Here is a 21796-nt window from a genome sequence, read left to right as displayed (position 1 = left end):
TTTTTAATTATGGTAATCATTTTTAAACAAATCACCTGTATTTTTTAGAATACAGGTGATCGTTTTTATGTTTTTAATAATTTTTATTGGGCAAAAATTATTCTTGGAAATTTAAAGTTCCAGGAGCACCAGACACATCATTCCAACCTAAAGTTTGTAACAACCAAGGGTTTTGCGTTAATGCTGTAGTATTAAGCCCCATTATGTAATAATTTGGGTTAAATTTGATTTTAACCGCAACTCCATTAAAATTATCTAAAGGCGTAACTAAGTCTGTACGGACAAAGTTTGTGTTATAGAAATTAGCCAAAGCTGTTAATTGTGTTTGGAAATTCGCAGCATCCGGATCAGCTACAACAGCAGCACGTGCAGCCGTAGTAATTGGATCTGTTGTTGAAGATGCAGCAGTATTTTTGAACTGTAAATAATTTCCAGTACGTTGTGTTCCGTTAAGAGGCGCTAAACCTAATTTACTAACTGTACCAGCTGTAACTCCAGGAAGTGCAGCATTGTCATACAACATCCAGCGTTGAACATCCCAGTAACGTTTTCCTTCGTATGCTAACTCCACTCTACGCTCGTATAAACAAGCTTCGATCCCGGCATATTTATCTGCCAATGTTCCAATTCCGTAATTATTTGCAGACGGAATACCAACGCGGGCTCTAATTCTTCCTAAATAAGCAACAGTATTACTTGTTTGCCCAAGAGCTGCATAACATTCCGCAATATTCAACAATAATTCAGCATAACGATATTCAAAAATATCAGTTCCTGAGTATTGGTAATTGGTCGCATTACTAGCAGTTTGATTTGACATTTTTCTAATAAACGCAGGACTTGATACAGCACTATTTCCATCGGCAAAACCAACTTTTTTAGCAGCATCTACCCAACGGTATGCCCAAACAGCCGCATTAGCACTTTCTTTGTAACCCCATTTTACTCCAGAAAAAGCAAATGTTCTGTAAAATCTTGGGTCTCTGTTCAAAAAGAAAGTAAAATCATTATATCCATTTGCTGTTGTAGGTCTTGAACCATTTGCCATTGGAAACAAATCAATCATTTCTTTAGGAGCCGTTGTACCTCCGCCAACTCCACCCTGACTTGCTAAACGCATTCCTTTTTCCCAGGAATTGTTTACTGCTGTCGCTAAAGTACCATTTCCACAAAGCTGTACTGCGATGGCTTCTCTGCAAGGTGCATTATCAATTAAGAACATAGCATCCCAATCTTTAATTGAAGCTCCGTACAATCCGTAACCATCTGCTGTTAACTGCGCTTCTGCTGCCAATCCGGCTTTCAAAGCAGCATCCCAACGCTCGTTAGAACCATCCCAGTTTTTATTAAACAAAGGACTTGCATAGGTTAATAGTACACGAGATTTTTGTGCCAAAGCAGCACCTCTTGTAAAACGTCCGTAGCTTGATGTTGCATTCCAGTTTGCAGGCAATAAACTTGCCGCCAAATCTAAATCTTTTACGATTTGAGCCACTACTTCAGAAACTTTTGCTCTTGGAAGCTGAATTGCAGGATTATCTGCTGCAGCATCCTGAACAGTGATTGCCAAAGGCACGGGACCGTAAGTACGCATTAGGTCGTAATATTGCATAGCGCGCATATAATACATTTGTCCCTTTGCCTGATCACGAAATGTTTTATCAAGTTGAGCTCCTTTTACATCAATATCTTCCAGTAAATTATTACATTCTCTGATTCTGTTATAGGGAGTGTTGTTAATACCAGTACCAATTTTAAGACCGTAATATCCACTAGCATCTACCGAGTTAAAGAACGTTTTGTTTGGATTAATAAGATCCTGTGTACCTCCCAACTCTTCCGTCATTTTGGTATACGTATCCGTAAAAGATCCAACTACAGCAGCTGTAGGAGATTTGTATGCGTTATAAAAATCGTAGTATTGGTTGTCTACGTAGTTTTGTACACGCTCCTGACTTTGGTAAAAACTATCGTCATAAGCACCGTATTGTTTCTTGTCTTCCAGAAAACTATCACTACATGAACTGCTCAAAGCAAGTACAAGTGATAAAGTTATATATATATTGAATTTTGTTTTCATAATTGCTATCAAATTTAAATTAGAATGATATGTTGAAATTTAATGTCCATGTTCTAAGTGTAGGATAGCCCACAGAAGAATTATCATACATATTACGATAATGATCCGGATAAGGGTTGTATAAATCCCAAAGATTATTACCAGTTATTCCTAAAGTTATATTTTGAATTTTAGTGTTAGCAAAAACTTGTTTAGGAATATCATACCCTACAGATAAGTTTCTAACAAAACAACGGAAAGTGTTTAGTTGCCAAAAATCTGATGGACTTGACATATAAGCCCATTGTGCCATATTAGGATATTTTCCGTTCGGGTTATCTGCTCCGTACATGTCATTCCAGAAACTTTCGTGCGCCCACATGTTAGCAGCTGATGAAGTTCCCTGATTTACAAGATCTACAAAAGTAGCACCTCCCCATGAAGTTGAGATTTGAGTTCTGAAATAAAATCCTTTTGCTTTCAATCCTAAATTTGTAGTAAATCCGTATGTTCTGCTGCTGTTCGCCAATTTCACATAATCATTACCTGTCGCAATCTGACCGTCAGCAGGAGCTAATGTTCCATCAGGATTAAGTTGTCCTGCAAAATCCTGATAAGCCAATGAACCTTTTCTCATTCCTGTAACAGAATTTATTCCCAAATAGTTTGGAGCACCTCCAACTGCAGTTGCGTGATCTGTTAAATATTGCCAGTAATTTGCAATATCTTCATCTGTACGTAAAATACCGTCACCTGTAGAAGTTCCTTTCCATGTTTTGAATCCCCAAACTGGGTTGAATCCAACAGATTGTCCTTCTCTTGTTGCGTTATTAGACGGAAGTACATTTCCCTGGTCAGGATATTTTTTAACTTCATTATTCGCATAGCTAAAGTTCACTCCAATATCATAACTAACATTGTCTTTTATTTTATCATGCCAGTTAAGACTAAACTCAGATCCCCAAGCGTCAACAGCGCCGTAGTTTTGTTCGGCAAAGGCACCTCCAACTGAAATTGGCACTCCTGCAGCACTACTCATATCAGTTAACATATTGCTGGTTTTGTCATAGTAGAAATCTGCTGTAAACTGCAATCTGTTTTTCAAAACATTGATATCAAAACCAAGGTTATTTTTGATTGTTGTATCCCATACTGCATCTCTGTTTGGATTTACTCTAGGTGTTAAACCTGTCGCATTATTTCCTCCATTTGCTTGACCAAATTGAGTTCCTTTATCAACAATCACGTCATATAATTGAACCCATTTCCAAGCTTGAAGGTTATCTTTTCCTGTTTTACCAATTGAATAACGAACCTTGAAGAAATCAACCCATGATACATTTTGTGAAAACCAATCTTCTTTAGAGATTACCCAACCCACTTGCATTGATGGAAAATATCCCCAATAGTGTTCCGGCGCAAACTTCGTAGAAGCATCGCTACGGAAAAGAAATTGCGCCAAATATTTTTGTTTGTAACTATAATTAATACGTCCAAAGTAAGAAAGTGTTCCTCCCTCTACCTTCGTTGCCGTACTATTAGACTCACTTAATTTTCCCGCTGTTGCATAAGTTCCTAAATAATCCTTACCAGTACTCTCATAAGCCAAACGGGTACTTGTAGTATATTGCTCTGATGCTTCACCACCGATCATCGCACCAATCTGGTGATCTCCAAAAGTTCTGTCGTAATTGATCAGGAAGTCGCCCTGAGTACTTTTACTATCACTATTATTATAATAAACTCTTGAGTTTCTAACATTTGTTTCAATTACGTAGTCGCTATCAGGCGCTTCGCTGGCTAAGTGGTGGTCTTGCAAAGTATAACTTTTAATTCTCGCAAGATCGTATGGCAATTGAATTTGTTCTGTATAATTAGAACTTTGTGTTCTTGAAAAAGTTCCTTTGAAAGACAAACCTTTTACAGCTTCCATTTTGTAATTCAACGATGCATTCACATTATAAGAGTAATCATCACTTAATTGGTGTGAACCGTTATCTAAATTTGCAAAATAATTCCAACCTGCAATTGTCGTATTAGCATTTGCACTTCCTAAGTTTCTGTCTGTACGTGGAAATGGAGACATATAATATTGTTGACCACCAACCGTCGTTTGCCATGGCACATATTTCGGCATGTGCAATAAGAATCCGTAATCAGCTTGTTCGCCACCAGCAGCAGAAGCAAAACTTCCGTCACTAATATTAGCCGATGCTTTAGTAAACGTTTTATCAATACTTCCTGTATTTCCTGAAACGGACGCAGAGAAATCTAAGTTCTTGGCAATTTTTGCATTAATCCCTGTACGGAAATTCCATTTGTCATATTTTTGATACCCCATATTAGCATCTTGCGTGAAATAAGTTGCTCCCGCGAAATACGTAATATCTTCACTACCTCCGCTTACATTGAAGGAATGTTTTTGTTGAATTGCCGGTTTCCATGCTTCTTTTAACCAGTCATAATCCAAACCTTTCATTTGCTCTAATTCTGCTGGAGAAAAAAGATTAGAATTAACCGTTGCACCACTAACATTTCCTGAAGAAGTTAAGTATCTGTTATTATAAACACCAAACTCATAAGCGTTCATTACTTTACTATGGCTGATAGCGTCGTTAACTGCAAACTGGCTGTTGTAAGTAAATTTAGCTTTACCAATCTTTCCTCTTTTCGTTTTCACAACAATTGCACCTTGCGAAGCACGAGCTCCATAAATTGCAGCAGATGCATCTTTTAAAACTGTAATACTTTCAACCTCTGAAGCGTCTAGTCTGTTAAAGGTATCTAATGTAGGTTTACCTGTAAGTGGATCAACCTGAATCATATCATCGATAATTACTAATGGTATAGTTGAATTTCCATCTTTTGAGAAACCAAATGACTGACGAATCTGAATACTTGAAGCGTCTCCCGGGCGTGAACCACTCGAAACACTAACACCAGGAACTAATCCTTTTAAAGCGTCAGATAAGTTAGGCACAGGCAAATCCATTAAATCATCCGTCTTAATCGTTGCAATAGCACCAGTAAGTTCTTTTTTTCTCTGCGTACCATAACCTACAACTACTATGTTTTCTAATTGATTAGAATCTGATTCCATTCTAAAATCAACTTTAGTTCGTCCTCCCAAAGGAATTTCAGCTTTCTTCATTCCAATGTAAGAGAAAACTAATGTTGCACCAGCTTTTACTTTTATTTTATACTGTCCGTCAAAACCTGTGGTAACAGTATTCTTTGATGATTTTTCGGTTACGTTAACTCCCGGAAGCAAGCCTCCTAGATCATCTGTTACAGTTCCTGTAATTGTTACATCACTTGAGCTTTGAGCTGAAGCCACAATACTCATTAGCATAAACAAAAGAAAACTACATCTCTTTATAAACGTTTGTTTCATAAATGTTTTGTTTTGGTTAGTCATTATTAGTTAGTTAGTTTTTTTTATAAAAAAATGAAGTTCAACTTTAAATTAACACTTGTTTTTTTTAAATGTTAAAAATACATTTATTTATTTGTGATCCAAAAATAAAACGATTGCGGAGTTCAACCGTCCTGCACTATCCTGTATTAATTCTATTATTCTAAAAAAAGGTTATAAAAAAAACCATATCGGCAAAAAAAAGAAAGAAAAAATATACGGAAATCAAAAAATAAGGAAATAGTTTGAATATTCGGGAATAACTTAACCACTTTTGAGGAAAAAGCCGAAAAATTTATAATAAAAACATTTATAACGTGATTAATTCGCAAAATGCAACAGGATTTAGTTCTGTATTTGAAGCGTTTAGCCTTATTTTTTACAAATATAATTCTTGTAAAAATTAAAAAACAACGTTTATCCGAATAAAAAACTTACAGACTAAAAAGGATTTTTTTTTGAATTTAGCTGTTAAATACGCATAAAAATTTAACATTTTTTCTGACCAATCAAAGTGAAATCCTACAAAGTTTTTTTATTTGCAGCCACCTAAAAAATCCTTAGTGCGACATCCAAACCGTCATTTCTTCTGCACCATGATTTCCCCAGGCGAAGTATGGAATTAGTTTTAAGTTATATGCTGCGCCTTTTCTAGCAGCTAAAGGCTGATACAGTTTTTTGTCCCATGATCCGTCCTGATTCAAGAATGAAGTTGCATTTATAGTAAGTAATTTTCTATGGTTTATTTCATCAAAACTGGTTGTAAAAGTCGAATTGGCGTTTAACAGAACTTCATTAATATTCGTATTTGCAGGTAGCTGATCTGATTCTAAACAATAAACGATTGGTCCTCGTTTAACGGCAACCTGATTTTTAACTTCTTCGACCAACGGATTTGCCTCCATTAATTCGACCGGCATCGGAATATTCAATTCTACAACATCTCCTTTTTTCCATTTCTGAATTACTTTTGAATACGTTCCTGAAGTAACCTCAACACCTGATTTTTTACCATTAACTGAAATTGTAGCACCCTGGCTCCATCCCGGAATTCGCAATAAAAAAGATTGCGCTTCTTTTGGCGCTTTTACAATTTTTAGTGTAATTTTTCCGTCCCATGGATAATTGGTTTGTTGTTCAATTTCAATTTTCTCACCATTAGGCAGGATCGTTTTTAAAGAATTACTTCCATATAAATTAACATACAAACCTTCTTTCGAAATACTGTAAGCATAATTATTAACCTCAGCAATTGTACGAGTTACATTCGGTGCACAGCAATTGGATAATGCAATATAACCTTCGCGCTGTTTGCTCCATCTTTGTTTGAAAGGCAAATCTTTTGAAACATTCAACGGATTATTATAGCAGAATTTCGTTCCTTCTAAACTCATTCCGGACAAAACGCTGTTATAAAGTGCTAATTCCACAATATCAGCATATTTGGCATCGCCCGTAATTTGCAACATTCGCCAATTCCACAAAACATTTCCAATATTGGCGCAGGTTTCGGTGTGAGCAGTAGCATTTGGTAATTGAAAAGGCCTTCCGTAAGCCTGATGAATTTTTTGTACATCTGTCGGATTATAAGAAGTTCCGTCTGGAGAAACTCCATCGTACAAAGCGCCGCAAGCACCGGTAATGTACATTTTACGATACGTTACATCATTCCAAATCGATTCCAGATTGTCTAATAATTTCTTTTCTCCGGTTTCTGCATATAAATCGGCTACTCCGGCATAAAGATAATTAGCTCTTACAGCGTGACCCATTGCAGTGGTTTGTTGCCTAAACGGAATACGGTCCTGATTATCATCGGTCCCGTCATTTGTGGTTCCTCTGATGTCAATAAGATTATTCGCCAATTCTAAATATTTCGGATTTTTAGTCGTACGATACATCTCTACAATTCCCATATAATGTGATGGGCAAATAGCATTTCGGGCCAATTCAGGTGAAGCTTTTTTGTAGAAATCATATAAATAATCCGCTACACCTTTTGCAATATCCAGAAAATTGGTTTTTCCGGTGGCGCGGTAATGTACACAGGCGGCCGTCATCAAATGCCCCATATTGTATTTTTCAAAACCCAACTGTTTTTTAACTTCCTCCGGGCCTAAAGTTCCCCAGCGTTCATCAATTAAAACCGGAGTATGAATGTAACCGTCTTTGCGTTGCACTTTTGCAAACAAGGCAATAGCCTGATCCATTTCTGCATCTAACTTTTTGTCTTTTGTTACCGCATAAGTTGCGGCCATTCCTTCAAAAATTTTATAAAAATCACCATCATGAAATGAAGGTCCTTTAAAAGTTCCTTTGCTTTCTCCAGCTGCTATTTCAAAGTTTTTATAAGCATGCGAAATCGAATCGTTATGATACAAATCCCACATATAAGGTAATGTACTTTTGGTTTCAACATCAAATTGCTCTTTCCAAAAACCGTCTGTCCATTTTACATCTTCTAAACTTACGCTTTGTAATTTAGAATAGGGGCTGTTTGAATTTGCCACTAAACCTTTATTCTGGGCAAAAAATGATATTGAAATTAAAAAAGTTGATACTATGGTGATGCTCTTTTTCATTATAATAAGTTTGTATTGTGATGATTTGAACGCGGGTGAAACGGATTGCTAAAGCAAAACGCGGATTATCACGGATTTTTTATCTGCTTTATCTGCAACCCGAGCGACAGCGAACAGGCGAAGCAAATCTGCGGGCGAACTATTTTTCCATGCAGATTTAAAAAGATTTTAGCAGATTTATTTTAAATTAAAAAAAAATCTGCGTGGATCTGCTAAAATCTGCCAAATCTGCGTGAAATCTTATTTTACAAAGAAATTGATGGTACGGCTCATAGAATCTCCGTCCGCATCTTTTACTGTGATAACCACAGCTGCAAATCCTTTTTCGATAGCTGTAAACTGAATGTCTTTTCCTTTTAAAACCACTTTTCCATTTTTAAGATCTGAGAAAGTGTAAACAGGTGTTTTTTCATATCCTTTAAAATAATCCGCAGCCGAAAGTGCTGCCGTTTCACCAGAATTAATAAAAAAGTGGGGCTGTGCCATCCAGTCTAAATATTCGTCCAATTGCGTGAAACCATCTTTGTCAGCATCTAAATTAGTATCGGCAAAATCTCCTGCCTTCGAATTTTCATTCAATCCTCTTGCGGCTTCCCACCAATTTGGTAATCCATCGTGATCTGTATCCCAATCTGCAGGACGAGCCTCAGTAACAAAATTGGGCCATCCTCCAGTGTCTTGCTCATTATCTATTAATCCACCTAAACCGCTTTTACTACCTTTGAAAGTAAAAGTTCCTTTAAGCGTTTCACCAATAATTCGATTATCATGTTTATCAAAAAATGGCTCATTTGCTCCCACATCTGAAAGGACATTTTTATAAGCTGCTCCCGCCGATTGTGTATTTACGAAAGATTCAAAAAATGGTTTTGGTAAAAACACGTCATAATCTACAATTGCCTTATTAGATATTGTAAATTTTCTTCCTTTATCCTGATTTTTTTCATCAAAATAACCCGGCATTATATTTCCATCAAAATAGTATTGTTGTTTTCCTTTACCAACACCCTCAATTTGAGCATTCAGCGCCACAAATATTGAAGTAGAAACGCCTGGCTTGTAATAATTATTTACGAAATTCACTTCACTGGCTCCACCATCTGTAGCACGATTTCCCCAATTGTAAACCACATTATTTCTGATATCTATTTTTCCGCCATAATAACCATCACCATTTAATCCGCCACCAATACTCCAGTTTCGCCCTTCATTATGTGCTAATAAATTATGATGAAAACTTCCAACATCACCGCCAATAGTAGCTGCATAACCGTGCATTTTTCCAGCCGGATATTTATCATGTCCTGCTACATTTAAAGCTTCAGAAATTAAAGTTCGCTGTAAAGTAATATTGTGCGCGCCACGTGAACTAAAAGATTCATCAATGGTCCAACTGATAGAACAGTGATCAATAATACTATGATTAGCACCCGTTAAACCCATACCATCATAAGTTTTTCCACCGCCAATTCTCACTTTTAAAAATCGGATAACACCATCATTTCCTGTTAACCCAACTGGCGCTCTGCTAATCGTTATTCCTTCACCTGGGGCAGTCTGACCTGCAATCGTGATGTATGGATTATTAACGACCAAACGATCTGTTAATTTTATATTTCCTGAAACATTGAAAACAATGGTTTTAGGACCTGGCCCATCGTTTACAGCAGCACGAAAACTTCCCGGACCGTTGTCATCCAAATTCGTAACTTCCACTACTCTTCCGCCTCTTCCTCCTACGGCAAAACGTCCGTATCCTTCAGCTCCCGGAAAAGCCAATTGTGCCGGTCTAAACGACCAAACAGTACCTAAAGTGGTATTTCCTTTTGCATCAATTTCATCAACACGCCAGTAATACGTTGTCAGGCTGTATAAATCAGAAACTGCAAATTTAGTATCGGTTTGTTTTCCTTTGAATTCCGGTGCTTTATCAGTCGCAGCGGTAACCGCATTTTTATCTGTTCCGAAGTACAATTTATGGGCTACAGCATCTTTTGAAGCTTCCCAATTCATTATAAATTTATCTCCCAAAACAACATGTTCATCTCCGTTTTCTGGTTTTGGAGTATGTGATTGTTTTTTAAGATTTGGTGTATCGATTTCAAATCCGTTAAGGACTAGTTGCTGAATTAAATTGGCATTTTTCGCATCTAATTCAAAACGTATAACAACATTTTTACCAGCCTGCGCATTAAATTCAATGTAAGCCGTAGCTGTTTCAATTGTCGAAGTCGCTCTATTGCTTGAAGTCACGGTCTCAACCAATTTATTGTTGACATATATTTTTACCGGAGCAAATGATTTTCCCTCGATCTTATCAAAAGTATTATGAAAAGTAAGCAGGGAATGCTTTCCTGTTTTTAATCCGCTAATGGTAAGTTCTAAATTTTTATCGGTAACCAAACCATCACTTGTCAATCGGCTGTAAAATGGCGCACTCATTCCCGTTTTAAACCATTTAGATGAAAAATTTCCTTTTAATTTAAAGCTTGCACCATTAAAAGATTTTTCCGCTTCCGTTTGCTCCGTAATCGGCCATGAACTATAATTTGGGTCACTTACTTCTTCTGCTCTTCTTCCCGAAAAATCGAAATCGACTTTTACGATTTGTTTTTCAGCTGTTTTTCCTGCGGATTGTGCGTGTCCGTTTGTTGTCAAAAGCATTGACAAGACAGCAGCACTTAATAATTTCTTTATCATTGTAATTGGTAATAGTTAGTTAGTCTAATTTTTTCTTTTCTTCTATTGAAATCCCTAGCAGATTTATAATGTCTTTTTCTCTTTCCTGAGGAACTACTTTTATAATTTTCGTAATCCCGTTTTGAAGCTCGGCTTCTATAGTAGTATTTTGAGTTGCATGCAATTTAAAATGAACGTTCCAGTCTTTTGGCCAGGCAGGAAAAAGATAAATTTTCCCGTTTGCTTCCTGTAGCAGCATTTCCTGCATGCCAATCATCCCGGTACCTCCCCAATTATGATCCGGAACCCAGTCAAAACCTGGTCCCCAAAATGCCGGAAATCGCCTTCCGGAATCACTCATTTTTAATAAATTGTATTTTGCAGCTTCTTCGGTTAAACCTAATCTTGCGGCAAAAATATTATCTTGTTTCCAGCCAACATGACTTCTGAATTTAATGGCATCCGGATCGTAGTTCCAGGTATTCAAAGCGGTTTCTAAATCTGGCTTTCCAATGCCGTAAATTCCCCAGGGATAAACCGGATACAATTGTGGCACTTCAGAATTATTCACTCTTTCCCACGATTTTGCCGGAACCAGTACTTTATGACTTTCGATTGTTCCAAAATTTAAAGGCGGAATTCGGGTTTGAAAACCTTTTAAATAGTCTATTTCATCTTTAGACAATTGTTCCGAAGAAAGATTTAATAGTTTTTCTGTAATTACCTGCAAAGCGGCAATCGTGCTATTAGAATTATTGGCCATTTTATAGGTTTCGGCACCTGAACCCGGAAATAAAATTAATTTTCCATTTCCGTCCAATGCTTTTCTGCCTCTTTGTTTGGCCAAATATTGATAATGTTCATCAAAAAAACGAAGACAACTTATAATGAATGAATTGTACTTCTGAATGTCTTCTTTTGCAAATTCCTTTTGCTGTAACATCATTTGGCAGAATTCAAAAACAGTGTCCCACTCATATTCCAGCCACGCGTTATATTCCATTCCCGGATCGTAATCTGCAGGACGTTTCCATTCGTATTCGGCCGGATTTGGTAAACCGAAATTTTCCAATTGTTCTGTAAATGCTGCACCGCCGTGTTTCCAATAGACCTGAGAACGCAATTCGGCATTCTTTTGCAAACTCAGATAATAATCCAATTGCGATTTCATCATATCAAAATCGCCACTTTTAAACATCGGAAAATAAACCAATCGCTGATTTTGAGCGGTCATGGTTCCTCCGCCCCAATTTCTAAAATCAGGAGTAAAATTTAAATCGGGATTGGTAAAAACAGGATCAACCGTAAACAATCCGCCGTTGAATTTTGTTGGATATTTTCCGTAAGCATTGCAGCCCAACATGTATCGGAACAATTGATAATTTTTTCCGATTTGATAAACAGAATCTGTTTCAGAATTATTTTTTTGAGTATAAATAAAACTACGGTTCCAGAAATTATTCCACCACTTCATGGTATTTTTTTCTGCCTTTTTAGAATTGATTTTATAATCTGAAATTTGATTCTTCAAACCGTTTTTCCAAGAAGATTGTTGAGCAGATTGACTGGTATATAAATGAATTTGAAGTTCCTGTTTTTTGGATGGTTTTATACTTGAAAGTGCATAACCTTTAAAATCGGTATCCTGATATTTTCCTAGATAGGTTCCGTCTGATTGTAAGTTGGATCCCGACATGAATCCACCAAAAGTAAGGTTCGCCAAAGGATTTAGCATCTGCTCTTTTACCGATTCCATTTTTTGTTGTTTTACGGCAACATCAAAAACGGTTTGTTCTCTGTTTCTATGATAAAATTGGATGCCACTATTTTCAACTGAAACGGAATCTTTAAAGGTGAAAATTTCTCCCTGAGGAGCCCATTTATAAGAATTGGCATTATTTGCTTTTCCTTTGGATGGACGATTAAAATGACGCCAGGTTTCATAAGAAGCTGTCATTTTCAATGGCGTTTTACTTTCTAAATCTAAATGAATTACGGGTTTAAAAACATCAACCCAAAGCTTGATTTTAGTATTATTTTGAGCAATTGAAATATAACCTTCTTTTAAAACTAGTTCCTGTTTAAAACCTTCATTATCCTTAAACGGATTTGGTGTTAAAGTAACTTTTACACGACCTAATTTCAATAATGTATTATGTTCGTCAAAAGTACCGCTGCGTGAAAAGTAGAAATATAAATCTCCTTTTTCTACCCAAACATTCAAACCAATATCACCTCCACCTAAAGGCATCGATTCTGCCGAATTAGTACTTTGCGTATTCCAAACCGGATTGTAATTTTCGAGCACAGGAGTTTGTGCCTTAGCTAAAAGCATTGAAAAGAGAAAAAATAGAATTATTGTATTTTTCACACTTATTTTTTTAGACGTAAAATTACTTAAAAATGGAACGCCATTTTATATTGTTATTTTTAAACTATTTCTCTTTTGTTTTAAAACAAACCTAACAAGTTTTAAAAACCTGTTAGGTTTAAATAATCAGTAACTAATCAAGTAATAACTTAAATGAATTGATTAGACTTTATAAATTATAAAAGGTTTAATCGACTACCACTCATCTGTTCGAAAAGACGAAACCGGCAAACCTCCGGCACTAAATAATTCTGATTTTGCAAAGTCTTTAAACAAGTAACGAACCGCTACTGGTTTCGCCACTTTAACTGAAGTCAAAACTACTGATTTTCTGCGAACTACCGTTTTTGCAGGATAAAAAACTTTATCTTCTCCGGCCAATTCAAAACCAGTTACTTCTTTCTCATAAGACGTAATTCCGTTTGCAACATCATCAAAAGAAACGGTTACCGAATTATCTTTTATTTCCATTGATTTATATTTCGGGCTCTCGAATTCGAAACCTTCAATACCATACGTTCTTGCCAAAGCCTGATACGCCAGACGGCTTCCACCCTTTTCTTTATCCATTGGATGAATACTATTTTCTTCTCCAATATCCATTAAAACCACCATTGCCGAATTCGGAATTTCTTTTGAAGCCTTCAATTGTGCTTCTCTCAAATAAGCAGAATTGTATTTGTCTACATAATCTTGTGGATGAAATGAGGCGTAATTAAATGGGGCGATCTGCGCGTAATAAAAAGGGAAATCTCCTTGTTTCCATAACGTTCTCCAGCTGCTTACCATTTTTTTCATTAAGTCCTTGTATTCGGCAGCTCTTTCGTAATTTGATTCTCCCTGGTACCAAATACAACCCTTAATTCCGTAACCAATAACCGGTGACAACATTCCGTTAAATAAAGTGGTCGGTACACGATTGGGATCTTTTGCCAATTCTTCTTTTGTAGTTGGAATTTTAGCACTTTTAAAATCTTTCAGCATTTCCTGATTCATCCACGCTTCCATGCTTGAACCTCCGTAGGAAACATGAATTAATCCCACCGGAACATCTAAAACTTGCTGCAAAAGTGATCCGAAGTACCAGGCTGTCGCACTAAAGTTTGAAGTCGACTTTGGAGAAGCAACTTCCCATTTTCCTTCAAAATCAGTTAAAGGTTCTAAAACCGTAGCTCTCGGAACTGTAATTAAACGAATGTTTTTATTGGTTGATCTTACAATAATATCATTACCATTTGTTACGGGTTGTCCCTGAAAACCTTTCAAAGGCATTTCCATATTAGATTGCCCTGAACACAACCAAACTTCACCAATTAAAACATTTTTTACCGTTACTTTTTCAGTTCCTTCCGTAACTTCAATAGTGAATGGTCCTCCGGCAACCGGAGTTTGTAAATCTACTTTCCATTTTCCCTGATTGTCGGCTTTTGCTTTATAGATCTTAGAATTCCATGACGTTTTTATAGTCAGATTTCCGTTTTTTTCTGCCCAGCCCCACATTGGCGCATTCGACTTTTGCTGCAGCATCATATTGTCTGAAAATAAGGCAGGTAATTTGATTTTTGCATTGATTTGGAAATTGCAAAAAAGCATTACAATTATTATAAATGTGCATTTAATATTCTTCATTTTTTAATATTTTTTTTCCGCCACGAATTCACGAATGATTGTGAATAATTATTAAAATAATTCGTGAATTCGTGGCTATTTTTTTCTTTTATTTTTTTTCTTTTTCAATCGTAACCGGCCCTAACAATCCCGCTTTTAATAATATTCCTTCTTGTAATCTAAAAGGCGCCGTTGTCCAGGTTAGTCTTTCTTCTTTGGGTAATTTTTCATCACCAATTAATCGGTTTGCCCAAGTGTTGGTGATTTTAATTTCTATCGTGTTTTTTCCTTTTTTCAAAGCTTCAGAAATATCTGCTTTGTACGGAAATGTCCAGATTGTTCCGCAGTTGATTCCGTTTACGGTTACCTCGGCAATGTTGGCAATTGTTCCTAAATCAAGCCAGAATTTTTCTTTATTGTTTCCTTTCCAGACAAACTCTTTTTTATAAACAGCTGTTCCCGAATAATATTTAATTTCATCCTTTGTTGAAGTACTCCAGTCAAATAGTTTATTTGTTTTTACAATTTCTTTTGGTCCGTGAAATTCTGGATCGAATTGTATTTCCCAGTTTTCATCTAACGTTTGAACTGTTTCTAAAACAGCATAATTTTGCTTTTTATTAGAAAGTGTTTCTTTTGTACTTTCTTTGAAAATGACAAAACAAGATTCATTTGCATCTAATACAATTGGAATAATTGTTCTTCCGTTTTCTATTTTCCAGTCTGACAGAACAATTGTTTTATCCGTTACCGGATTATACAATTCTGGTATTTTTCCGCTTACGCGAAAGGAAGCTTCAAAATTTCTTTTTTCTTCTTTTTGATTGGATAAAAAATAGATTTCTTCTTCATTCGATTTTCTGTGTGTCCACGCAATTGTTTCTGAATCGGTTCTCTTTAATTTCGGAAAATAAACATCTTGTTCAATTCCAATTGAAGCAAAATCATTTCCTAAATACGGCAATTTAATAATAGTTCCTTTTCCGATTTTCCAGGTAGATGAAGTAGCATTATAACTCCAGATTTCATCAATCACATTCTGCCATTTTGTATGATCTGCTTCTGATTGCATTCCCGGTTGTAAATCTGGTTTTTCATCCACAAAAATAGTTGCTCCGTCTTTTACCAATTGCAGTATTTTTTCGGCTGCAGCCAAAGAAATCATTTTATTCGGAGCCATTTTATGACTTCCCGGAAACAATAAAGCGCCGTATTCAATTCCGCCACCAAAGGATATTTTTCCGTTTTCAACTTTGGCATTGTTGATTAAAACATCAGCATTAAATGAATCGTATTGATAACCGTTTAATGCATTTATCCATTGCGATAAATCGGTATTGTTTTTAGAATAGGTAACTTCCTTTGGCATTTTTGTCGTTGGCTGTCCCTCATTTTCCAAACGTATTTTCTCGCTTTCCAGTCTTTCCTTTCCAAATACATTCGGAATAAATGGCACTAAACGATCCGGAACAAAAGAACGTGATGGAAAATCTTCGCCAATAAAAACTGCCAGATCAATAACCGGTTTTCCTTTTTGCAATTGCAATTGTACTCTTTGGCAATAATCAAACCATGCTTTTCCTGGTTTCCACCAGGTTTGGTCTCTTTGGAAAAAACTTCCGATATCATCCAGAGTCATTCCGGGTTTTCTATTCGTCCAGGGATTATGTACAAAAACATGGTAAAATAATCGGTTGATTCCTAAAGCGTAATTACGATCAGCGGTTGTTTTTAAATTTCCCGGATGCTCGTCCCAATCCATTCTTAAAGCCGTGAAAGATTCGGCCTGAATAATATCTTTTCCATAAATATGTCCACCTGAAATGGCATCCATCATATCAAAAGGTTTATCGTGCGTTGGACTTTTTAACCAAAACTCCCCACTTGGATAATCTACATATTTAAAATGCAATAAGGCATCACTCGTTACTACTGGTGCAACGTTTTCTGAACTTAATTTTACGTTATTTTCTTTTGCAATTTGAGCAACGGTTCCGTAGAAATTATCGGCCACTAATTCGGCAATCGTTTTTCGAACATCGTATAAAACTTTCTCTGAGACATCAGCACTTTCTATTGGAATTCCGGCCATTACGGGCAAATAATCAACCAAATTATAACCGCGTCTTTTTTGAAATTCAGCCTGAAAAACCGAAGACCAGTTTTGACTTCCGCATTCCCAACTATCAAAATGTAAAATTTCCAACGTTTTTGCAGCCAAATCAGGTCCGATAGTGCGAACCATTTCACCAAACCAATGATCAAGCTGAAAGCGAATTAATTCGGGATTAAATTTGTCGACTTCTAAGCCTTTTCCTGCTCCGCCTGTTGCATTTTCATGTCCGGTCGAAGTATGTCCCATTCGGATAATTTTCCATTTTCCTTTGGGTACTTTCCAGTTTAAATTTCCATTGGCATCTACTAAATTCGAAATAGTAATGATTTCAGATTTTTTGAAAGACTCTGAATTCGGAATTTGTTTTGAAGAAGTTTCCGGACTCAAACGCCAGATCGCTCCCGATTTTCCTTCGTAATTATCAATTAAGGCCTGATTCGAAAGCGTAATTTTACTCACTTTTAAATTCTGTTTCCATTTAGCAAAATCCAAATCTTCAGCACCTGGCTCTGTACCAACAGGATCATAAACGAATCTGAAATATTTTGCCGTTACCGGCCTAATAACATGCGTGTGCGCATAGTCCATATCCTGCCAGCCGTGACGAGGCGCGATCAATCTTTCGTGGAATTTAAAATTTACTCCGTCATCGCTTACGGCAACAATTAAACGTTGTGGTTGAAAATCTCTTCCTTTGGTTTCAATTACAATAGATTTGCAGGTGAACGGTTTTTCAAATTCATATTGAATCCATCCTTTTTCAGCAAATTTAAAATTCTCATCTTTTTTAGGATCTGCCAAAAAGGAAGCATCGGTATTATTTGAAGTCGTAACTTTTGGTAATTGTAATTGCGAATTGGTTTGATATTCTTTTACGGGAATTGCAAAAGTCGCAATGTCTTTGTAATAGTCTTTGTAATGTTCCGGAACGGATAATTTTGCCGTAATCGTTTTTCCTCCGGCAATTTCAGTTGTCGACCAAACGATTTTTTGCATGGACATTTCCGGTGTAATCCATGGGCCACCAGCAACGGCAAAACCATCAGCGCCATGAAAAGCCATTTTTAATCCTAACCTATTTGCTTCTTGAAAAGCCCAATGGATCATGTCCCAAAATTCCGGTGTTAACTGCAAAACCGGCGGATCAATTAATGGCGGATTTGCCGGTCCTTTAATTGTCATTAAATACGCGCCCGCAATTCCGGCTTGTTTCATGGCTTCTAAATCGGCTGTGATTCCGGCTTTAGAATAGGCCGATTTCATCCAATACCAATACACCCAGGGTTTTGAGGACTCGATGGTGGGCTGAAATTCTGTTGTTTCTTTTTTATGAACTTCCTGTGCGGAAAGGAATCCCACAAAGAGTAACAAAAAGGCAGTCGAAAGTCGGAGAGCCGAAGGTCGAAAGTCCATTTTAAAAAGAAAAAATTGTTTTTTTTGAAACATGCTTACTGTTTTTATTCGGTTGTTTTGTCATTCCGTCGGAATGACAAACTATATCTTTAATCTTTAAAGCAAAATACCTAACAGGTTTTGGAAACCTGTTAGGATATGCCATAAATTAATATTTAAATCTCTTCAAACTTTCTTCCAATCCATTTTTTGTTGCTGAAAAAGGAACCAGATAAAAACTATATTGATAATCTCCTGATTTAATTTGATATTTCTCCAGAGGTTGCGCAACTGCTGTCCAGCTGTCATTTCCTCCTACTCCCATCTGAATCAAATCGATATTTACCGTCAAAAATCCCGGATCTTTTAAATCGAAAGTATGTTTGGCGGCACTTAAATTTTCTTGTGTATACGGCCATGCACTCATGCTTAACACTTTTGCATCATCAACAACCAGTAAACCTTTATTTTTTTGAGGTGTTGTAAATGCCATCCATCTTACTTCGGTTCTGTTGGCATTTTCCTGAGGTTTTGGGTAATGCTCCAGAAAATCATTTATTGGCAAAGAATATTTCCCAACAAAAGATCCAAAACTTCTGTCGATATAGTTTTCCAATTCACCTTTTCCATACCACGAAATCTGATCAAACTTTCTCAGAACTCCCATTTGCATTCCGATTTTTGGAATGTTTGGCAATTTATTCGTCGCTTTCAAACTGTAGTCTACTTTTATAATTCCGTTTTCATTTATTTTATAAACGACCTGAACTTGCGCGCTATCTTTTATAACTTCATAATCACTTGTAATGATCGTTCCATCAATTGCGATCGCCATTTTTGTATTGACCAATTTCGGTTTTGCCTGGTACCACGGTTTTAAAACCTTATTCGATTTCCATCCTCTTTTGTCATTATCCGTAAGTGGTCTGACAAAATTAGGCAACAACGGAGCAAAAACCTGTTCTTCGCCATTGAAAACATACGAATTCAAAGCGCCGTTTGTTTTACTGATGTTGATGTCGAAATTTTTTCCTTTGATTTTAAAATCTGAATCGGTTTCGGTGGTTTTAAATTTTGAATCTTTTTCATTTTTAAAATCCAATACAACATCTGATTTTTTCAACAGAAATTGATCTTCCGCGACAGCGTAACCTTTAAAAGCCCACAATTCATCCTTTGAAAGTTGGAATTCGATATTCAGAAAATATTCGGTATCCTTTTTCAATTTTGGTAAATATTGTTTTACATCTAAAACGGTAGATTGTCCTGCCTCTAAATTGAATGGTTTTAAAATTTGAGTTTTGATAATATTTCCGTTTTCTAATATTTTTAAAACCGGAATATAATCTCCCAAAGATTTTACCGCCTGACGGTTTTTTATTTCTAATTGAAAATTGTCTTTTAACGTGCTTGTTGCTGGCTGATAAATCCATTTATTTTCATAAATCGAACCTTTTGGTTTTCCGTTAGAATCCACAATTCCTTTTGTATTGAAATTTCCATCGTGGTATTTTTCACCAAAATCTCCTCCGTGAGCAAAAAATTCCTGACCCGTTGCCGGATCTTTTTTCACCAATCCCTGATCTTTAAATTCCCAAATACAACCACCAATAACTCTTGGAAGCGAACGGAATTCATCCCATAATTCTTTTAAATTTCCAACCGAATTTCCCATGGCATGAGAATATTCCACAAAAATAATTGGTCGTGTATCCTTCTTTTGATCTACCAAAAATTTAGGTGTGAAAACGCCTGGATAAAAACGGCTCACCATATCAACATACGGTTCATCCTGTGGATTTTCGAATCGATATGCGTGATCGATTGTTTTAGGATATCTCGGATCAAGCGGATCGATATAGCCGTCTAATCTCGGATTTCCCTGTGCTGGTTCGTAATGCACCGGGCGTGTAATATCAAAATCATGAACCCAACCCGACATTGCTGCATGGTTTGGTCCTTTTCCGCCTTCGTTTCCTAAACTCCAGAAAACTACTGATGGATGATTTTTATCTCTTTCTACCATTCTGGTCATGCGCTCTAAATAGGCATTCGTCCATTTTGGATCATTGGCTAATTTTCCGCCTATACCATGAGTTTCCTGATTCGCTTCGTCCATTACCATGATTCCGTACTGATCGCATAATTCATAGAAATAAGGATCATTTGGATAATGACTGGTTCTGATAAAATTGAAATTGAATTTTTTAATCGTCGTAATATCTTGTTTAATATCGTCCCGATTTACGGCTTTTCCTTTTGTAGGGTGCTGGTCGTGACGGTTTACGCCATACACATAAGTTTCTTTTCCGTTGATAAGCATCTTACCATTCTCTTTGGAAAATTCAATGGATCGGAAACCAACTTTACAGCTTTTCGCTTCTGTAATATTTCCATTAGCATCTTTTATAGACATTACCAAAGTGTACAAATTCGGTTCCTCAGAACTCCATTTTTTTGGATTAGTGATGTTTTCCTTAAACATTCCGAAACGCACATTATCCAGACGAGGATAACTTTCGTTGATCATATCGATCACCGGTTTTTGAAGCGGTTCTTTAAATAAAGCCACATTATTGGCATCATATAATTGTGCCTGAAAAGTATAATCTTTTATTTTTTCTCCAGTAAGATTTTCAACTTTTGGTCTCAGTTGAAAAGAAGCGTCTTTATATTCTTTGTCTAATTTGGTTTGATAAAAGAAATCCTGAATACGCAGTTTTGGTTCCGCCATGATGAAAACTTCACGCTGGATTCCGCTTACGCGCCAGTGATCCTGATCTTCCAGATACGAACCGTCTGTCCAGCGAATTACCTGTACCGAAACCACATTTTCTCCTTCTTTCAAATAAGGTGTAATATCAAATTCTGATGGCAGACAGCTATCTTCTCCATAACCCAAAAACTCTCCGTTCAGCCAAACCTGAAAACCAGAACTTACCCCACCAAAGTGCAAAGTAACTGTCATGTCTTTCCAGTTGTCCGGAACCGTAAAAGTGCGTTGATACGAACCCACTCCATTATAATCTTTAGGAATAAAAGGTGGATTTATGGGTCTGAAAGGATAAACGGCACTTTTGTAAATCGGGATATCATAGCCTTTTAATTCCCAGTTGGAAGGCACTTCGATTTTGTCCCAACCGGCAACTCTTCCTTTATAAAAATCTTTTGAAGCTTCTTTTAAGTTCGATGCATATTTAAAATCCCAATCGCCGGTAAGCATTTTCATTCGGCTTTTGGTTCTGTCTCCTTTTAAGGCATCTTCAACATTTGCATACGAATAGGCCGTTGCTCTTGAAGGCTGTCTGTTAATGCTCGTTACCGTTGGATCTTCCCACGGAGCAAATTCGTATTTTTTTGGGACTTCAGGAATTCCGGCTGGTTCGCCGGTAACGGATTGTGCCTTAGCAACGCAAATTCCAAAAAAGAAAATTACAATCAAAAAGTTGAAAGTTGAAAGTCGAAGTTTAAAAAATCTACTTGTATGAATTGACATTATTTTTATATTATGATTCATTATTGCCTACTTATATTGTGTAGTCCCTACGGGACAAAAATCATTTGTGGATATTAT

General features: G+C 36.5%; 8 protein-coding genes. All 8 read right to left on the bottom strand.

The genetic code is table 11. The features are described from left to right. Positions 1–97: 97 nt before the first annotated feature. Positions 98–2080 carry a RagB/SusD family nutrient uptake outer membrane protein gene (locus tag B0A65_RS03170; RefSeq protein ID WP_074659260.1) on the bottom strand — a complete coding sequence of 661 codons (1983 nt, stop codon included), beginning with the start codon at positions 2078–2080 and terminating at the stop codon, positions 98–100. Positions 2081–2099: 19 nt separating this feature from the next. Further along, positions 2100–5453, bottom strand: coding sequence for a SusC/RagA family TonB-linked outer membrane protein (locus tag B0A65_RS03165; RefSeq protein WP_074659670.1), 3354 nt, complete (start codon positions 5451–5453; stop codon positions 2100–2102). A gap of 581 nt (positions 5454–6034) precedes the next feature. After that, a complete protein-coding gene (locus B0A65_RS03160; RefSeq protein ID WP_074659259.1) occupies positions 6035–8056 on the bottom strand; it encodes an aceric acid hydrolase in 2022 nt (673 codons plus the stop codon). A 240-nt stretch (positions 8057–8296) separates the two neighbouring features. Beyond that, positions 8297–10756: a pectate lyase family protein gene (locus B0A65_RS03155; protein ID WP_074659258.1), complete on the bottom strand. Its 2460-nt coding sequence runs from the start codon at positions 10754–10756 to the stop codon at positions 8297–8299. A gap of 19 nt (positions 10757–10775) precedes the next feature. Then, on the bottom strand, positions 10776–13106 hold the full coding sequence (locus tag B0A65_RS03150) for a DUF5703 domain-containing protein (RefSeq protein ID WP_242670215.1): 2331 nt from the start codon (positions 13104–13106) through the stop codon (positions 10776–10778). 195 nt (positions 13107–13301) lie between these two features. Beyond that, positions 13302–14735: a sialate O-acetylesterase gene (locus tag B0A65_RS03145; protein ID WP_242670214.1), complete on the bottom strand. Its 1434-nt coding sequence runs from the start codon at positions 14733–14735 to the stop codon at positions 13302–13304. A gap of 88 nt (positions 14736–14823) precedes the next feature. Continuing rightward, complete coding sequence (locus tag B0A65_RS03140) at positions 14824–18276, bottom strand: glycosyl hydrolase (protein ID WP_242670212.1); 3453 nt, start codon at positions 18274–18276, stop codon at positions 14824–14826. A gap of 115 nt (positions 18277–18391) precedes the next feature. After that, positions 18392–21718, bottom strand: coding sequence for a glycoside hydrolase family 2 TIM barrel-domain containing protein (locus B0A65_RS03135; protein ID WP_074659669.1), 3327 nt, complete (start codon positions 21716–21718; stop codon positions 18392–18394). Positions 21719–21796 lie beyond the last annotated feature (78 nt).

Source organism: Flavobacterium frigidimaris, assembly GCF_002217275.1.
Lineage (GTDB): Bacteria > Bacteroidota > Bacteroidia > Flavobacteriales > Flavobacteriaceae > Flavobacterium > Flavobacterium aquidurense.
This window is presented reverse-complemented; position numbering and strand designations above follow the sequence as displayed.